The organism is Paenibacillus alkaliterrae (genome assembly GCF_021532375.1).
GTDB classification, from domain to species: Bacteria; Bacillota; Bacilli; order Paenibacillales; family Paenibacillaceae; genus Pristimantibacillus; species Pristimantibacillus alkaliterrae.
In genome coordinates, this window is the sequence record NZ_JAKGAP010000011.1 from 84,819 (window position 1) to 100,357 (window position 15,539).

The 15,539-nt window shown below is 50.1% G+C and carries 14 protein-coding genes; 11 read left to right on the forward strand and 3 right to left on the reverse strand.

The genetic code is table 11. The annotated features are described in order from the left end of the window. The first annotated feature begins 77 nt into the window (after nucleotides 1-77). The 5 genes from L1N85_RS06775 (at nucleotide 78) to L1N85_RS06795 (ending at nucleotide 4,576) form a co-directional block, all read left to right on the forward strand. On the forward strand, nucleotides 78-1,532 hold the full coding sequence (locus tag L1N85_RS06775) for an MATE family efflux transporter (protein WP_407946338.1): 1,455 nt from the start codon (nucleotides 78-80) through the stop codon (nucleotides 1,530-1,532). A gap of 287 nt (nucleotides 1,533-1,819) precedes the next feature. Then, a complete protein-coding gene (locus L1N85_RS06780; protein ID WP_235236385.1) occupies nucleotides 1,820-2,353 on the forward strand; it encodes a YceI family protein in 534 nt (177 codons plus the stop codon). A 125-nt stretch (nucleotides 2,354-2,478) separates the two neighbouring features. Beyond that, entirely contained in the window at nucleotides 2,479-2,622 is a 144-nt protein-coding gene (locus L1N85_RS06785) for a hypothetical protein (protein ID WP_235236387.1), read from the forward strand. A 119-nt stretch (nucleotides 2,623-2,741) separates the two neighbouring features. Beyond that, nucleotides 2,742-3,551, forward strand: coding sequence for a YheC/YheD family protein (locus L1N85_RS06790; protein WP_235236389.1), 810 nt, complete (start codon nucleotides 2,742-2,744; stop codon nucleotides 3,549-3,551). 5 nt (nucleotides 3,552-3,556) lie between these two features. Next, on the forward strand, nucleotides 3,557-4,576 hold the full coding sequence (locus L1N85_RS06795) for a CapA family protein (protein WP_235236390.1): 1,020 nt from the start codon (nucleotides 3,557-3,559) through the stop codon (nucleotides 4,574-4,576). On the opposite strand, the gene L1N85_RS06800 is transcribed toward L1N85_RS06795, so the two are convergent. Further along, complete coding sequence (locus L1N85_RS06800; RefSeq protein ID WP_235236393.1) at nucleotides 4,573-4,797, reverse strand: NAD(P)H-dependent oxidoreductase; 225 nt, start codon at nucleotides 4,795-4,797, stop codon at nucleotides 4,573-4,575. The genes L1N85_RS06795 and L1N85_RS06800 overlap by 4 nt on opposite strands. A 225-nt stretch (nucleotides 4,798-5,022) precedes the next feature. On the opposite strand from L1N85_RS06800, the gene serS reads away from it, so the two are divergent. The 6 genes from serS (at nucleotide 5,023) to L1N85_RS06830 (ending at nucleotide 12,871) form a co-directional block, all read left to right on the forward strand. Next, nucleotides 5,023-6,303, forward strand: a complete 1,281-nt coding sequence (serS, locus tag L1N85_RS06805; protein WP_235236400.1) for a serine--tRNA ligase — start codon at nucleotides 5,023-5,025, stop codon at nucleotides 6,301-6,303. A 45-nt stretch (nucleotides 6,304-6,348) separates the two neighbouring features. Further along, a complete protein-coding gene (locus tag L1N85_RS06810) occupies nucleotides 6,349-8,118 on the forward strand; it encodes a sensor histidine kinase (protein ID WP_235236402.1) in 1,770 nt (589 codons plus the stop codon). Further along, nucleotides 8,115-9,683 carry a response regulator transcription factor gene (locus L1N85_RS06815; protein ID WP_235236404.1) on the forward strand — a complete coding sequence of 523 codons (1,569 nt, stop codon included), beginning with the start codon at nucleotides 8,115-8,117 and terminating at the stop codon, nucleotides 9,681-9,683. The genes L1N85_RS06810 and L1N85_RS06815 overlap by 4 nt, the downstream gene beginning before the upstream one ends. Before the next feature lie 101 nt (nucleotides 9,684-9,784). Beyond that, nucleotides 9,785-11,074 carry an ABC transporter substrate-binding protein gene (locus L1N85_RS06820; protein WP_235236406.1) on the forward strand — a complete coding sequence of 430 codons (1,290 nt, stop codon included), beginning with the start codon at nucleotides 9,785-9,787 and terminating at the stop codon, nucleotides 11,072-11,074. Nucleotides 11,075-11,165: 91 nt separating this feature from the next. Continuing rightward, complete coding sequence (locus L1N85_RS06825; protein ID WP_235236408.1) at nucleotides 11,166-12,041, forward strand: carbohydrate ABC transporter permease; 876 nt, start codon at nucleotides 11,166-11,168, stop codon at nucleotides 12,039-12,041. Nucleotides 12,042-12,085: 44 nt separating this feature from the next. Beyond that, nucleotides 12,086-12,871 (forward strand): carbohydrate ABC transporter permease, encoded by a 786-nt coding sequence (locus L1N85_RS06830; protein ID WP_268818174.1) that lies wholly within the window; start codon nucleotides 12,086-12,088, stop codon nucleotides 12,869-12,871. A gap of 351 nt (nucleotides 12,872-13,222) precedes the next feature. Here the strand turns inward: L1N85_RS06830 and L1N85_RS06835 are convergent, their stop codons facing one another. Both L1N85_RS06835 and L1N85_RS06840 read right to left on the reverse strand, forming a co-directional pair. Then, nucleotides 13,223-13,945, reverse strand: a complete 723-nt coding sequence (locus L1N85_RS06835; RefSeq protein ID WP_235236412.1) for an amino acid ABC transporter ATP-binding protein — start codon at nucleotides 13,943-13,945, stop codon at nucleotides 13,223-13,225. Continuing rightward, on the reverse strand, nucleotides 13,938-15,446 hold the full coding sequence (locus tag L1N85_RS06840; RefSeq protein ID WP_235236415.1) for an ABC transporter substrate-binding protein/permease: 1,509 nt from the start codon (nucleotides 15,444-15,446) through the stop codon (nucleotides 13,938-13,940). Before L1N85_RS06840 ends, L1N85_RS06835 begins: the two co-directional genes overlap by 8 nt. Between the last annotated feature and the right edge of the window lie 93 nt (nucleotides 15,447-15,539).

Here is a 15,539-nt window from a genome sequence, read left to right on the forward strand (position 1 = left end):
GTATGCGCTTCAATAAATATTTCCAATAATTAATTCCTTGTAAAAGGAGGATTCCAGCGTGCAATAGCCTCATGAATGTGCTACGATACCTTGTGCTTAACTTTTCATATATAGAAGAAGGTGACATCATGACAACGGCGGCAGCCGGGAACGGGCAAGGGGAGAAGGAGCAGAAGGGACTAAATCTCTTTTTTCTAACGTGGCCCATATTTTTGGAAATCTTTTTGTTTATGCTGATGGGTATTACCGATACGCTGATGCTGAGCGGAATTTCGGATAATGCGGTATCAGGCGTGGGAGCGGCGAATCAATATTTGCACATTGCCATTTTGCTTCTCGAAGTCATCGGCAACGGAGCGTCGATCGTTGTCGCGCAATATATCGGTTCACGGAAATTTATCGAGGCCGCAAAAATATCGGCGCTGGCGGTTACGCTCAACTTAGTCGCCGGATTGGCGATTAGTATCACATTCGTCCTATTTGGCGGACATTTGCTGCAGATGCTGAATTTACAGGGCGATATTTTGGAATATGCGAAAAGCTATCTCGCTATCGTAGGCGGCATGATCTTCCTGCAGGCGATTATCAACTCGGTTTCGGCTATCATTCGCGTTCATGGCTTTACGAAGGAAGCGATGCTCGTGTCGCTGGGAATGAACATCGTTCATATTGTCGGTAACTATCTGCTTATCTTCGGGAATTTCGGCTTTCCGGCAATGGGCGTTGAAGGTGCGGCGATTTCCTCGGTTGCCAGTCGCTTATTGGCGATTATCGTATTTTTCTGGATGCTGTATCGGATTATGTCGGTGAAAATTGAGCTTCGCTATTATCTTTCCTTGTCGAAGGAATACATCGCGAAAATATTGAAGATCGGCATTCCGTCAGCGCTTGAACAGGTCATGTATCAGGGCTGCCAAATTGTGTTTTTGTATTATGCGACATATCTGGGCGCGGCATCCTTGGCGGCCAAAAATTACGCGAACAACATTTCGATGTTTACTTATTTATTCGCATTCGCGATCGGCATGGGGACGGCGATTATCGTCGGCAGGCTGGTTGGCGCGGGCGAGCAAACGACGGCCTATCACCGGGTTTGGAAAAGCGTGCGCTGGGCCAGTGCGTTTACGCTCATTGCCGTCGCGCTCGTTATCGTATTCCGCGAGCCGCTTATGCGTATGTTCACAGACGATGAGGAGATCATTCGTTTGGGGATAAACGTGCTGCTGCTTAGCATCGTATTGGAAACGGGACGCACGATCAACATCATACTCGTCAATTCCTTACGGGCGTCGGGAGATGCGAAGTATCCGCTGTGGATCGGCATGGGCTCGATGGTCGCGATGAGCTTGCCGCTAGGCTATTTCCTGATTTTTTATCTGGACTTAGGTTTGGCGGGCATCTGGCTGGCGATTGCGGCGGATGAGTGGGTGCGTGCATTTATTATGTTTTTCCGCTGGCGCAGCCGGGCCTGGGAGAAGCATGCGCTGGTTGGACGCGAGCAAAAGGAGACAACGACTGCTTTGCAGTCGTAACGCGGTGTGAAGCCGCCTAAGCAAATGCGCGTAAAGCCGCTTGCTTGGGCGGCTTTTTTATGCTGACCCAGTATAGGGCGCCGAAAGGTGCCGGAGCGGGCGAAGTTACTGGACAAATCCAGTATAGGACGCCGAAAGTGTGCTGAGTGAGACACTAAAAAATACAATTGACAAAATAAAGGCCGCACCATAAAATATGCATATACAAAATAAAAGTTAGTTTATTGTTAAAAGTAAGTAAATGATAAAACAAACCTTAACCAAACAATTATAGGAGGAATTTTAAAATGGCAAAATCCCAATGGACTGTCGACCCCACGCACAGCAGCATTGATTTCTCGGTAAAACACATGATGATCGCTAAGGTAAAAGGCTCGTTCCATACGTTTGAGGCGAACATCGCAGCAGACGCCTACGATTTGACTTCGGCCGACATTCAGTTCAGCATTGACCTGAACAGCATCGACACGCGTAACAGCGACCGCGATAATCACTTGCGCTCCGCGGATTTTTTCGAAATCGAGAAATATCCGGCGCTTACATTCCAAGCAACGGCAATTACGAAAACAGATGACGGCGAATATTCCGTCACGGGCGATGTCAGCCTGCACGGCGTAACGCGCTCTGAAACTTTCGCAGCGGCCTTCGAGGGTGCGGGCAAGGATCCATGGGGCAACGAAAAAGTGGGCTTCAGCGCAACAGGCAGCCTCAAACGCAGCGACTATGGCCTCACGTACAATGCGGCGCTTGAAACAGGCGGCGTTCTGATCGGTGACGAAGTGAAAATCTTCATCGAAATTGAAGCTATCCAACAAGGATAATCGCCATAATTATCCTATATAGAGCGGCTTATCGGGATTTGCCTGATAGGCCGTTTTTTGTTGCCGCGAAGCGCCTTCAGAGTTAGGATAAGGGGAGGGAAAGCAAGTTAGGGGAGATACGACGCATGGAGCAAATCGATGCAAAATATATACGCAACATCGGCATTTTCGCGCATGTAGTGCAGGCGGAGCGGGCGCGCCGGGGCGTTAATCCGCTTGACCAATCGAAATATATATTGTCCGTGCGCAAGGCGCTTTTGGGCTCATAAACGATTCTTTTTTTAATCAACGAAAACAGAGTTTTCTTTACTGAAACCCCTCCGTGTTCATGCACCTTATATCCCGATTTTTATAGGATATAGAAATGACATGGGGGAGTCTGATTCTAATGGCCAGCTCGAAATGGAATCTGCACAAATTTTATAGCCAGAACGCTAGCATTAAGCAATTTCTGCCGGACACGGCTTTGTTGAGCCAAGAGACCTTACAGCAATTTATGGATAAATATTCATCGGTTTATATCAAGCCGGATTCCCGCCACGGCGGAAACGGAGTGATTCTCGCCCATAAGTCGGAAACCGGGTTTTCCTTCACCGCGATTAAAGGCAAGAAGGCAGAGAGCGAGTCGAATGTCAAAACAGTTGAAGAATTGTACCGTAAAATCGTTAAGTGCGCAATCGACGACAAATATATTATTCAGCAGGCCATTTCTTTAGCCGCCATTAATGGCCGTCCTTATGACATTCGTTCTATGATGATGCGAAAGCCAGGAAGCGCTTGGAAATTTTATGGGTACTTCGCCAAGGTTGCAGGGCCTGTTACGATTATCACCAATGTGGGCCGGTCCGGCGGTTATGTAATCACAATTGAAGAAGCGCTGCGCAAATCCCTTGGCTTGACTGATGCCCAGATTGAACAAAAAAAACAGAAAATGCTGGATTTAAGTCATAAAATAAGCAACCGTTTTAATAAGTACAAGGCTTCAACTACTCAGATCGGGATTGATTTTGCCATGGACGAGAAAGGAGATATTTGGATCATCGAAGTGAACTTTGACCTGCCCAATCATTCGGGCAACGCCTTCGGTAAGCTTCCCGATAAAACAAATTACTGGAGAATAAAGAAAATGAAACTATTTTTACGGTCGCTCAAACAAAAAAAGATAAATACCGGCAAACGCAAACAAGGAAAGGGATGACCGTCATGCCGGAAATTAAGCTTGCAGCCGTTGGGGATATCTTAATGATCGGGCCCATTCTCACTCATGCCAAACTTCAGGGCCAAGACAAGTATGATTTCAATCCTATTTTCGAGCAGGTCGCTCCTTGCCTCAACCAAGCCGATTTCGTTATCGGCAATCAGGAAACCCCTCTGGCTGGCAGGGAACCCCTTTATACGAAAAAAAATGCCCGTACCGGATTTTCCATGTTCAATTGCCCGGACGAACTGGCTTCAGCCTTGCGGGATTCCGGGTTTCATTTTTTGACTACAGCCAATAACCACTGCATGGACAGGGGAGAAGCGGGATTGACCCGGACGCTCGAGGTGCTGGATAAACACGGACTGGAACATACTGGTACCTTTGCCGCCAATCCCGGAGACGACAATCACTGGATCGGGGAAGTCAAGGGAATTCGTATGGGGATTCTCAGTTATACGAAATCCACCAACGGTATTCCGCTGCCCAAAAACAAGCCGTGGATGGTGAACATGCTCAATGTCAGAAATCCTGATAAGCTTCTTCAACACGTTCGCCGTTTAAAATGCTTGGTCGATGTAGTCATTGTTTGCATTCATGCCGGAACGGAATGCCGCCCATACCCGAATCCTTCACAGCGGCGTCTTGTTCAATTGCTTCTCGAGAACGGAGCGCATATCGTATTGGGCTGTCATCCCCATGTCATCCAACCGATGTTTACATTAAACGGCAAGTTCGCGATTTATTCTATGGGAAATTTCGCTTCTACCCGCTTATATAACAATTCCAACACGAATTGCGGGCTTATTCTGCAATTAACGATAGCGAAAGAACCCAACAGCCCAATCAAAGTCTCGAACGCCGGCTTGATTCCGACCTGGGTCACCCGACTCAAATCAGCTAACGGCATTCGGTATAAAATCCTTCCAATCCGGAAAACCATGAAGAGGCCGGTACCCGAACAATCAGGCAGCGACCGGGATTTAATGCAGAAGGTGTGGAAGAAAACCTCAGCGCGGCTTTAACAAGGGACCGTGGTTAGGCGATTATTGACGAGCTTATTTCTTGAAGCGAGTATGATCCCATCCGCCTGCCTTGCGGCCTGCCTCAATTGCTGAATGGAATCATGGTCCGGCGGGATGCTGTCGGGAGAATAGAACGGCAATGGTTGTTCAAATAAGTCAAACAGCAAGCTGGCACTTGTATATTCTGGATCGAATACGTTATAATACAAAAAATTAAACATCGGATCACGCCAGTGAAGAGAATCCAACTCGGAGGCGTTCTCGTCAAGGGGAAGAAGAAACTTCCCCCTAAGTTTACCGGACCCGCCCGTTATCGCGGAGCAAGAGGATTAAACGGCTGCGGCTGTTTAGTCAAATTGGGTGGCACCGCGAGTAAGAGCGCTCCTCGTCCCATAGGGATGAGGGCGCTTTTTGTATTTTTTTCTATAGAAAAGGAGCGTGGCGTCATGTTGGACATGAAATGGATCAGGCAAAATCACGAGCAGGTGCAAACGGTGGCGAGACAGAAGGGCATTAAGATTTCAATAGCGGAGCTGTTGGCTTGGGATGAGAAGAAGCGTCTGCTATTGCAGGAGACCGAGAGTCTGAGAGAGACGCGTAACAAGCTGTCGCAACAAATTGGAGCCTTCGTTCATCGAGGGGCCCTTGAGGAAGCGAATCAGATCAAGCAAAGGGTAAAGGAAAGCAATGAACGTTTAGCGGCTCTGGAAGCGGAGCTTGCGGGGGCGGAACGCGAATGCGATGCGCGGATGGCGCTTGTGCCGAACGTCGTTTCGCCAGACACGCCATACGGCAGGTCAGATGCGGACAATGTGGAAGTGAAACGGGTAGGCACAGCGCAGAACTTCGCATTTGAGCCGAAGGACCATATCGCTTTGGGCGAGCTTCATCAGTTGGTCGATATCCCGCGCGGGGTCAAGGCAGCCGGCACCCGCAGCTATTTCCTGAAGGGGGCGGGTGTCCTTCTCCACCGGGCCGTTCAACAGCTGGCCGTCGACCTGCTTCTGCGAAAAGGCTTTACGCTGTTAGAAGTACCTCTAATGGTACGCACGGAGACGATGAACCATACGGGCTTTTTCCCGCTGGGCGAGGACCAGACTTACCGGGTCGCCAGGGAGGATAAATGGCTGGCCGGCACGTCGGAGGTTCCGATGGTCGCTTATTACGCGAACGAGATCGTAGACGCCGAACAACCGATCAAGCTGGCGGCCGCATCGGTTTGCTTCCGAAGCGAGGTCGGCTCGGCGGGCAGAGACGTTCATGGGCTGTATCGCGTTCACCAGTTCGCGAAGGTGGAGCAGGTTATCCTTTGCAAAGCCGACCCGGAGCTGTCGGAGGCGCTGCTTCAGGAAATAACGGCTAATGCTGAAGAACTCCTGAAATGTCTGGAGCTCCCTTACCGGGTCATGGCGGTATGCACCGGCGACATGTCGCAAAAAACGTATAAGCAATACGATATTGAAACGTGGATGCCAAGCCGCGGGGCGTATGGGGAGACGCACTCGTCGTCGAATTTGCACGACTTCCAGGCTCGGCGCTCGAATATTCGTTATCGAGACGAAGATGGCGAGCTAAAGTACTGTCACACGCTCAACAACACGGCAGTTGCAAGTCCGCGCATTCTCATTCCGCTCCTCGAAAATCATCAGGAAGAGGATGGCTCGATTCGGATTCCAGCAGCGCTTCAGCCTTATATGAATGGACTAGAACGATTAATCATGAAGTAAACGCATGCGGCAAGGAGTTCAACGAAGAAAAGGAACGGAATCCATATGATGTATAAAAAAAGTTTATTTTTCAAATTGCTGGTCGGCATGCTCATTGCTGTGGTGGTGCCATTTGCACTATCCAATCTGATCTCGTATAAAACCACATCGGATTCGGTAGAAGAGCAGGTTATCGCGCTCAACCAGAATACGCTGGATATCGGCATGGACAATGTGAAGCGTTACTTGCTTAACCTTACCCAATTGTCGGTTGCGTTCTATAATGATCAAACGCTTATGAGTTATTTGCGGTCTAAGGAAACGGCCCCATACCAAATGCTTTACATTACCGATAAAATTTCAACCTTGCACAACAGCTATTCCGAATTAAAGGCGGTACGTTACGTTAGCGCAGCAAGCGGACAGACGTACATGAACTCGCATTCTACACTGCTCGAGCTGTCCCTTCAGCTGTCGCCTTCGGAAATTCCGAAGAAAGAGGGAGAGAATTGGGATGTAAGCCGAGGGTATGAAGTGATGATGCTTGGCGAGGAGCGGGTATTGGCTTTCCATAAACCGCTCGTCGATTACCCGAGGCCCGCCGTTCTCGGGCTCGTTTCCCTTTATGTAGGACAAACGGAAATCTCCAGCATCATTCGTCCATTGTCCGATGCCCAAAGGGGAGAAGAGGTATTTCTATATATACAAAAGCAATTCGAGCTGCTTTCTGCATCCGGCCGGGAACCGGGCGTGGAGTTTGACGGACCTCAGTCTCAGCCGGAGTATTGGGGTGCGCGCGGATATATAAAGGGAAAACTGGACGGACAAAAAGGAGTATTCGTATACGTTCAGGACCGGTATCAGAATTTACCGTTGTCCCTCGTCAAATTCGTACCAGCTGAAGTTATCAATGAGGCGGCCGAGAGAACCTTGAACTTTACGCTGGTTCTTCAACTCATCGCTCTCTTTTTTCTAATCGTTTTCGCTTCCATTTTATCTTACCGGACTATTGTTCCGATCAAGAGGCTGCTGCGCAACATTGTGCAATTGGAATCGGGAAATTTCCGCGTTAGGGAGACTTCCGGGCGTATGGACGAGATCGGCGTGCTGGAGCAGCGCTTCCAAACGATGGTCGGCAGACTGGACGATTTGATCAACAATGAATACCGCAGCAGATTGGAGCTTACAACTGCAAGGCTCAAAATGCTGCAGGCGCAAATTAACCCGCATTTTCTATATAATGCTTTGCAGTCGATCGGCACGATGGCCCTTCGCCACCGTGCCGACGAAATCAGCGATAAGATCGCCGAGCTCGGCGCAATTATGAGATACAGCATGGATTTGAAGTCGGAAACCGTGCGTCTGCAAAAGGAAATCGAGCATATCGAGCACTATTTGTCCCTGCAAACGGGCAGGTTTAGAAATAAGCTCTCCTACACGCTTTCCTGCCCGGTCGAGGCGCTGTCCATCAACGTTCCGAAGATGATCCTGCAGCCACTGGTGGAAAACAGCATTATTCACGGCATTGAGAGGGGCAAGGGAACAGGAACGCTTCATATCGGCATTGAGTTGGGTCAGGGTCTCGTAATTCGGGTTATGGATACCGGGAAAGGAATCGAACCTGAAGTGCTGGAACGAATCAGAATGAGCTACGAGAAGCGTCAATTACAAGGATCCGATGAAGGCGGTATCGGGCTCCTCAATGTGCTGTACCGATTGCATTTGTCTTACGGAGCGGATTTCGAATGGGAAATTAGCAGCATTCCTTATGAAGCAACCGTAATTACGTTTCGTTTTCCGGTTGAAGCTGGCAGCGAAGGAGGGGAACGGCATTGAAAGTATTGATCGTGGATGATGAAGAACATGTGCGGGAAGGCATTGACCTAGCCGTCGATTGGGAAAAATTCGGAATTTCCGAACGGCTGCAGGCGGAGGATGGCCGGCAGGCGCTCGACTTATTACGGCTTCATAAGCCTGCCATTATGTTTTGCGACATGTGTATGCCGGGCATGGACGGTACGGAGCTTTTGCGCCAGCTGCGTGAGGAATGCTTCGATACACAAGTCATAGTAGTCAGCGGGCATGATAATTATCAGTACACGCGTGCTGCGATTCGGGCGAATGGACTCGATTATTTGCTCAAACCTTTTTCCAAACGAGATCTGGAGCAAGTTCTCGAACAAGCCGTAACGGCTTGGAAAAACCGGGAAATCAATCTGCTGGAAGAGCGGGAAACCGGCTTCAAGATCAAGCGGGCAGACGCCTTGGTCGATGAGCAGAAGCTGGCCGCTTATTTAAAAGGGGAATCCGCCTTTCATGAGGGTGTACGGGGACTGCTGTATAAAGTGGGTCTTTCCTCAGAACGGCTAAGAGTGGCGCTCATACTGCCTTGCAACCGCATGGATCTTGTGGACAGGCGATTTAAGGGCGATAGGGAGCTGTTTGTTTTTGCGGTCAATAATATTGCACATGAAACGCTTAGAGCGTACGGCGCCCATTACTTATGCAGGCTCGATGACTATCAGTGGATTCTGCTGACGGACTTGACCGGCAGCTACCGGTCAGCTTTAGAGCATCGGCGCTGCATGGAGAAGGTAACGAAAGCATGGCGGGAAATTCTGGGGCTGGACGCGCTTATAGGAATAAGCGATTCGGAGGCTGACGCTGCCGGAATTTTGGGCGCGATTGGTGAAGCCCGGTCTGCCTTATTGAAGTCCGAAATAGGGGGAGATTCCGCTAGAGCGGAAATCGCCCCGGGTGAGCCCCCGCGGTTGACGGATCAACAGTTTCTGCTGCAAACCACGCTTGATACCGGCAACAAGGCTTATGCGGCCGAGATTATTCGCGCTTTCGTTCGAAAGCTCCGGCAGAGAGGAACGCTTCGGCTGAAGGATTTGCAGGCCTGCACGATCGAAGCCAATCTCCTATTGGAGAGGGCCAGCCGGCTGATGCATTCAAGCAAGGTGGCGGCGGATCTTCTGATGCCGCTATGGATCAGCAATTTAAACGAATGGGAGAGGACATTCATCCAGCATTGGTGGACCCTCATGGAGGAACAAGGGCAGGGCGGCATGGGCAACCGCGGCGTGGAGGCGATCCGGGAGTATATCGAACGTCATTTTCATGAGGATCTGTCGCTGTCGTTTTTGTCGGAACGATTTCATTTCAGTCCGCAGTATATCGCTAAGAAATTCAAGGAGCTGTACAATACGACCGTGATGACTGCTTTAACCGAGCTTCGGATGGATAAGGCCAGGTCTTTGCTCCAATTTACGGACAAGCCGGTTTCGGAAATCGCCAATTCCCTCGGTTACGACGACGAGAATTACTTCGGTAAAGTGTTCAAGAAACTGCAGGGCGTCTCCCCTCTTCAGTTCCGGAAGCAGCACCGAGATTCATAGATTCCTTTTTTGGGCGAATATATTCCCTGCCCCTGCGCATGCGGAAAAGATACAATCGGAGTGTAAACAAGCTTCATTCTAATTCAAGGGGGATAAAACGAATGAAAAAGTTGATTTCTACGGTCTGCACCATGGCATTGCTTATGATTTCCTTAGCGGGCTGCGCAGGCGGAGGGGATGCTCCGAAAAACAACGCCGCTTCTCCGAACAGTACGACCAATTCAGGTTCAGGGGAAAAAGTGACCCTTAAGCTGCTGCAGTTCAAAGCGGAAATCACCGATAAAGTAAAAGCGATGACTGACGACTACATGAAAGAAAATCCGAATATCGTTATTGAATCGCAAGTGACAAAGGATTACGAAACGATTCTTAAAACCCGCTTCGCTTCCGGAGATGAACCGGATATCTTCATGACCAAAGCATTCACCGACATTTCGGATTGGTCTGACAAGCTTGTCGACTTGTCTAACGAGTCTTGGATGAGCAAGGTATCCCCTTCCGCAGTGGCGGGTATGACGGTTGACGGCAAAAAACTGGGCTTCCCGATTGCCTTTGAGGGTTACGGCTTCATCTACAACAAGGAACTGTTTGCCAAAGCGGGCATCGACAAGGTGCCGACAACGCTGACAGAGCTTAAGCAGCTGAACGAAAAACTGAAGGCGGCCGGCATATCGACTTATGCAGAAGGCTACAAAGAATGGTGGATACTTGGACAGCATCTGTTTAATCTGCCGTTCGCCGCTGAAACAGATCCGACAGCTTCCATCGAAAATATCAATAAAGGCCAGCTGAAAGTCAAAGATATCGCCAATATGAACGGGTTCTTCGATGTGCTTGACTTGACCGTAAAATACGGCAAAGGAGCGGAATCCGTCGGTGTCAGCTACGACAACCAGGTATCCGATTTCTCATCCGGCAAAACGGCCATGATGCAGCAGGGAGTATGGACCATTGATTCCATCATGAAAATCAACCCGGATATTCAAATGGGCATGTTCGCGATTCCGCTGAACGATAACGCTGCTGAAACGAAAATGCCAGTCGGCGTTCCCGGCTATTATGTCCTTAACAAAAATTCCAAGCACGTGGACGAAACGAAAAAATTTCTGACATGGCTGCATGAAAACGGGCAAAAGTATTTGGTCGATTCCTTTAAGCTGATTCCTGCTTTCACCGATCTGAAGACGACGCCGGAGCTCGGACCTTTGGCGAACGATCTGAGCGCCTACGTGGAGAAAGACCAAACGCTTCCTTGGGCACACGCGCTATGGCCGTCCGGTGCGAACCAAGAGTTTGCGAAGCCGCTTCAGGCATACGTGGGCGGTCAAATGACGAAAGATCAAGCTATCGAAGAAGTTCAGAACATTTGGAATGCCCGCATAAAACAGTAATCCATACTTCACCGTGACTATTCGATGTATGGCTTCCGCAAAAGGGGTCATACATCGAATGGTTTATAGAAAGATAAAGGAGACGGACAAGATGAAATCAGGAACGCGTAAGCTATGGACGTATGTGGTATTTGTCGCGCCTGCCTTGTTTTTTTTCACGCTGATCATTCTGGTGCCGTTTCTGCGGGCCATTCTATATTCATTTCAGGATTGGAACGGAATCAACAGCGATATCGCCTGGGCCGGCTGGGACAACTATGCGGCGATTTTGAAGGACACCGGGTTCCACAAGTCGTTTGCTTTTACGCTTAAATTTGTGTTTGTCACTACCATTTTGTTGAATCTGTTCGGATTTTTGCTTGCTTTGGTGCTGAACATGTCTCTGAAAAGCCGTAATCTTCTCCGGACCGCTTTTTTCCTTCCCTACGTCATCGGACCTGTCATCATCGGCTTCATATGGCAGTTCATTTTCACGAATCTGTTCGCGGAAATAGGCAAAGTCACCGAGTGGTCTATGTTTATGAAAAACTGGCTCAGCTTGCCGAGCTATGCCTTCTGGTCGTTAGTCATTGTCACCGTATGGCATTCCGTCGGATATTTCATGGTTATTTACCTGGCGGCGCTTCAGGGCGTTCCGGCGGATTTGCTGGAGGCTGCGGAAATCGACGGGGCCGGAAGATGGAAGCGTATGCTGAACGTCGTGCTGCCGCTCATTCGTCCGGCGATAACGATCAACTTGTTTTTGGCGATTTCATCCGGGTTCAAGGCTTTTGATTTGAACTTCGCCCTGACAAGAGGCGGGCCGTTCGGATCGACGGAATCGATCGCGTATCACATTTACTTGGACGCATTCACGAAGAACTTGTTTACTCTGGCTTCGGCGAAAGCGGTCGTATTCTTCCTTGTGCTGGCGGGTATAACTCTTGTGCAGGTGTCGGTAATGAAACGCAAGGAGGTAGAAATGTGAAAAACGTTCGCTACAACATAAGTACTCTCGGACTCGAACTGCTCATGATTGCGCTGGCGCTAATGTTCTTTTTTCCGCTGTACATGACGTTTATTAACGGCTTCAAATCCTATAACGAGGTCGTGACCTCCGTCGTAGCGCTTCCTGAGGTGTTCCAGCTTGAAAATTTCATCACGGTATGGAAGCAGCTCCAATTTTTCGGCGTGTTCATGAACTCTATCATCATCACTGTCGTGTCCGTAGCAGGCACTCTGCTTATCAGCTCGATGGCCGCTTACCAACTGGTCCGCCGTCCGGGCAGGGTAAGCAATGTAATTTTTCTGTCCATTCTTGCGTCATTGATCATTCCGTTCCAAACCTTGATGGTTCCTCTTGTGAAGGTAGCCAAGGATCTGGGCTTTATCAATTCGCTTCACGGCATTATCATTATGTACTGGGGCTTCGGCGTTCCGCTTGCGCTGTTCCTGTATCACGGCTTCATCAAGGGAATTCCGCGAGAGTTGGAGGAGGCGGCTCACATTGACGGATGCGGCACGTTCGGTGTGTTTTTCAAGATCCTGCTTCCTCTGCTCAAGCCGATCACCACGACAATCGCTATTTTACATTCACTCTGGATTTGGAACGACTTCCTGCTTCCGCTAATTACGCTGAGCAGCAACAGCACCAGAACGATCCCGCTGGCGGCAAACATTTATTTCGGCCAATATACGAATGAATGGCATCTGGCGATGGCGGCTTTAACGATGGCCGTTGTACCGATCATCCTGTTCTTCCTGTTCATGCAGCGGTACATTATCCAAGGAATTACGGCCGGTGCGGTAAAAGGCTAGCAGATCCTAATGTATGTGCAAAAAATGAGGTGTGATGAGTGGGTTATGTGCTGCTGTTCCTGGCGTAACACGCAAAATATTTTCGCAAGGTGACTGCTGCAGAATCTGCATTGCAGCACAAAGTAAAGTGTCCGCGTAATGAGTATAATGTTGTTTTGCTGTGATGCCTGTTTTACCATCCTTTGCCGCACTCTTCCCTTAGCTCAGGAAGCGGAATGCAGAGCTTCCTGAGCCGAGGGGAGAGTGTAGCAAAGGATGGAGAATGGACAAATGCCGCAATACTTAAGCGGAAAAATAAGCAGATAAGCAAAACAGCCACTCCCGTCCAAGGACAGGAGAGGCTGTTTGCGCTTAGAGCACCTGCTCGAGGAAGCGGGCGGCGCGTTCGCTTTGCGGTTTGGTGAAGAACTGCTCCGGCTTCGTCCGTTCGACGAGCTTGCCGTCGTCGAGGAAATAAATCGTGTCTGCGGCTTCGCGGGCGAACTTCATTTCATGCGTTACGATGAGCATCGTCATCCCGCTGTCCGCAAGGCCGCGAATGACGTTCAGCACTTCCTTGACCATCTCGGGATCGAGCGCCGAGGTCGGCTCGTCGAACAGCATGATGTCCGGCTCCATCGCGAGGCTGCGGGCGATGGCGACCCGCTGCTTCTGGCCGCCGGACAAACGGGACGGGTAGCTGTCCGCTTTGTCGGATAAGCCTACGCGAGCAAGCAGCTCCTTCGCTTTCGCGCGCGCTTCCTCGATCGGCATCCCTTTGACCTGAGTCGGCGCGAACGTAATGTTGTCGATCACCGTCATATGAGGAAACAGGTGGAAATGCTGAAACACCATACCGATCCGCTGCCGCACGCGGGCAATGTCGGTTTTGGGGTCGGTAATCGCAATGCCGTCGATTGTGATCGTACCGGAGGTCGGCGTCTCGAGCATATTCATGCAGCGAAGAAAGGTGGACTTGCCTGATCCGGACGGTCCGATCACCGCGACTACCTCTCCTTTTTCCACTGCAGTAGAAATTCCTTTCAAAACCTGATTCTTGCCGAAGGTTTTCGTTAAGTCGGTCACATTAATCACTGCGGCGAAGCCTCCTTTCAAGCATGCGGGCAAACGAGGTTAAGATAAGCACGAGCACGTAGTAAATGGCGGCGACGAGCAGCAGCGCCTCAAAGGCGCGGAATGTACTTGCCCGCACCACATCGGCGCGGCGCATTAGCTCGGTCACGCCAATAACCGATACGAGCGAGGATTCCTTAAGCAAGGCTACGCATTCATTCACGAGCGCGGGCAAAATCGTACGCAGCGCCTGCGGAAAAATGATGCGGACCATCATTTTGCGGTAAGGAACGCCGAGCGCGATCGCCGCTTCCCGCTGTCCTTTATCAACGGCCATAATGCCGCCGCGGATCGTTTCGGACAAATAGGCGGCCGAGTTGAGGCCGAATGCCAGGCCTGCAGCCATCAGCGCCGGTATGTCAAAGCCGAGCAGCTGCGGGGTAGCATAATAGATGAGCGTTAGCTGAACGAGCAGCGGCGTTCCGCGGAATACCGAGGTATAAGCGGTAGCGAACCACTCAAGCGGCTTAATGCCGGAGATTTTGAATAACGACAAAACAGTACCCCAAACAAGGCCGAACAGCGCGGATACGAGTGTGAACAGCAGCGTCACGTATACGCCTTTCAATATATAGGGAATGTATCCCTTCAGTACGCTAAAGTCGATATTGAGATTAAGAAGCCTATCGGCAGGCTCCTCCTGCTCGGGAAACCATTTGCGGGCGATTTCATCGAGCTTGCCGCTTTCTTGCATGTCCGCCAGCACGCCGTTAAAAGAGTCAACGAGCCGGCTGTTTTTTGGAAAAGCAATGGCGTACCCGTTTTCCTCCAGATCCGCCGGCAGAAAGTGCATCGCAAGATCGGCATTTGCGTTAGTCATTTCTACTGCGACCGCATCTTCCACGATGGCGGCGTCGATCCGTCCAGAGTTCAGCTCCTGAATGAGGTCCGGTATTTTGTTCAGCTTCTTCAGCTGAGCGCCTTCAATCGTTTCGGCGAAAATATCCTGGGTAGAGCCAAGCTGGGTTCCTACAAGCTTGCCAGCGAGGGATTCCAGCGTTTCTAGCGGCGCCGACTTTTTGGAAACGATCGTATTGCGGGCCGCGTAATAGAAATCAGAGAAATCGACGTTTTGCCTGCGCTCGTCCGTTGCGGACATGGCGGACATGACGAAGTCGACGCGGCCGGTTTGAAGCGCGGCAATAAGACCGTTGAAGTCCATGCTCGCGATTTCCAGTTCATATCCGAGCTGGCCGGTGATATACTTGGCTATATCGATATCCATGCCGATGATTTCGCCGTTGTTCTTGGCGTCTACGCTTTCATAGGGCGGATAATCGGGCGATGTGCCCATAACGAGCTTCTTTTTCGGTTCGGCCGGGGCAGCGATAGACGCGCTTTCCGCGCTTACGGTGCGTGAGTCCGTTTTTCCCGTTGGAAAGGCTTGTCCGATAACCAGAAACAGCACCACGAAGGCGATGAGCGATACGTAAAGGTAGTTAAGTTTTTTTCTGTTCATCATGTCCTCTTTCTTCGATTTTCTAACACCGTATGCATGTGGATAGTCGCGCTTAACTGAGAATTATTGTTATAATATCCATATGTAATGAAATCT

Excerpts from the sequence above, each read along its gene's own strand:
- L1N85_RS06825 (WP_235236408.1), top strand. The coding sequence starts at position 11,166 with ATGAAATCAGGAACGCGTAAGCTATGGACGTATGTGGTATTTGTCGCG.
- serS (WP_235236400.1), top strand. The coding sequence starts at position 5,023 with ATGTTGGACATGAAATGGATCAGGCAAAATCACGAGCAGGTGCAAACG.
- L1N85_RS06800 (WP_235236393.1), bottom strand. The coding sequence starts at position 4,797 with ATGTTTAATTTTTTGTATTATAACGTATTCGATCCAGAATATACAAGT.
- L1N85_RS06795 (WP_235236390.1), top strand. The coding sequence starts at position 3,557 with ATGCCGGAAATTAAGCTTGCAGCCGTTGGGGATATCTTAATGATCGGG.
- L1N85_RS06820 (WP_235236406.1), top strand. The coding sequence starts at position 9,785 with ATGAAAAAGTTGATTTCTACGGTCTGCACCATGGCATTGCTTATGATT.
- L1N85_RS06830 (WP_268818174.1), top strand. The coding sequence starts at position 12,086 with ATGATTGCGCTGGCGCTAATGTTCTTTTTTCCGCTGTACATGACGTTT.
- L1N85_RS06785 (WP_235236387.1), top strand. The coding sequence starts at position 2,479 with ATGGAGCAAATCGATGCAAAATATATACGCAACATCGGCATTTTCGCG.
- L1N85_RS06840 (WP_235236415.1), bottom strand. The coding sequence starts at position 15,446 with ATGATGAACAGAAAAAAACTTAACTACCTTTACGTATCGCTCATCGCC.
- L1N85_RS06780 (WP_235236385.1), top strand. The coding sequence starts at position 1,820 with ATGGCAAAATCCCAATGGACTGTCGACCCCACGCACAGCAGCATTGAT.
- L1N85_RS06810 (WP_235236402.1), top strand. The coding sequence starts at position 6,349 with ATGATGTATAAAAAAAGTTTATTTTTCAAATTGCTGGTCGGCATGCTC.
- L1N85_RS06790 (WP_235236389.1), top strand. The coding sequence starts at position 2,742 with ATGGCCAGCTCGAAATGGAATCTGCACAAATTTTATAGCCAGAACGCT.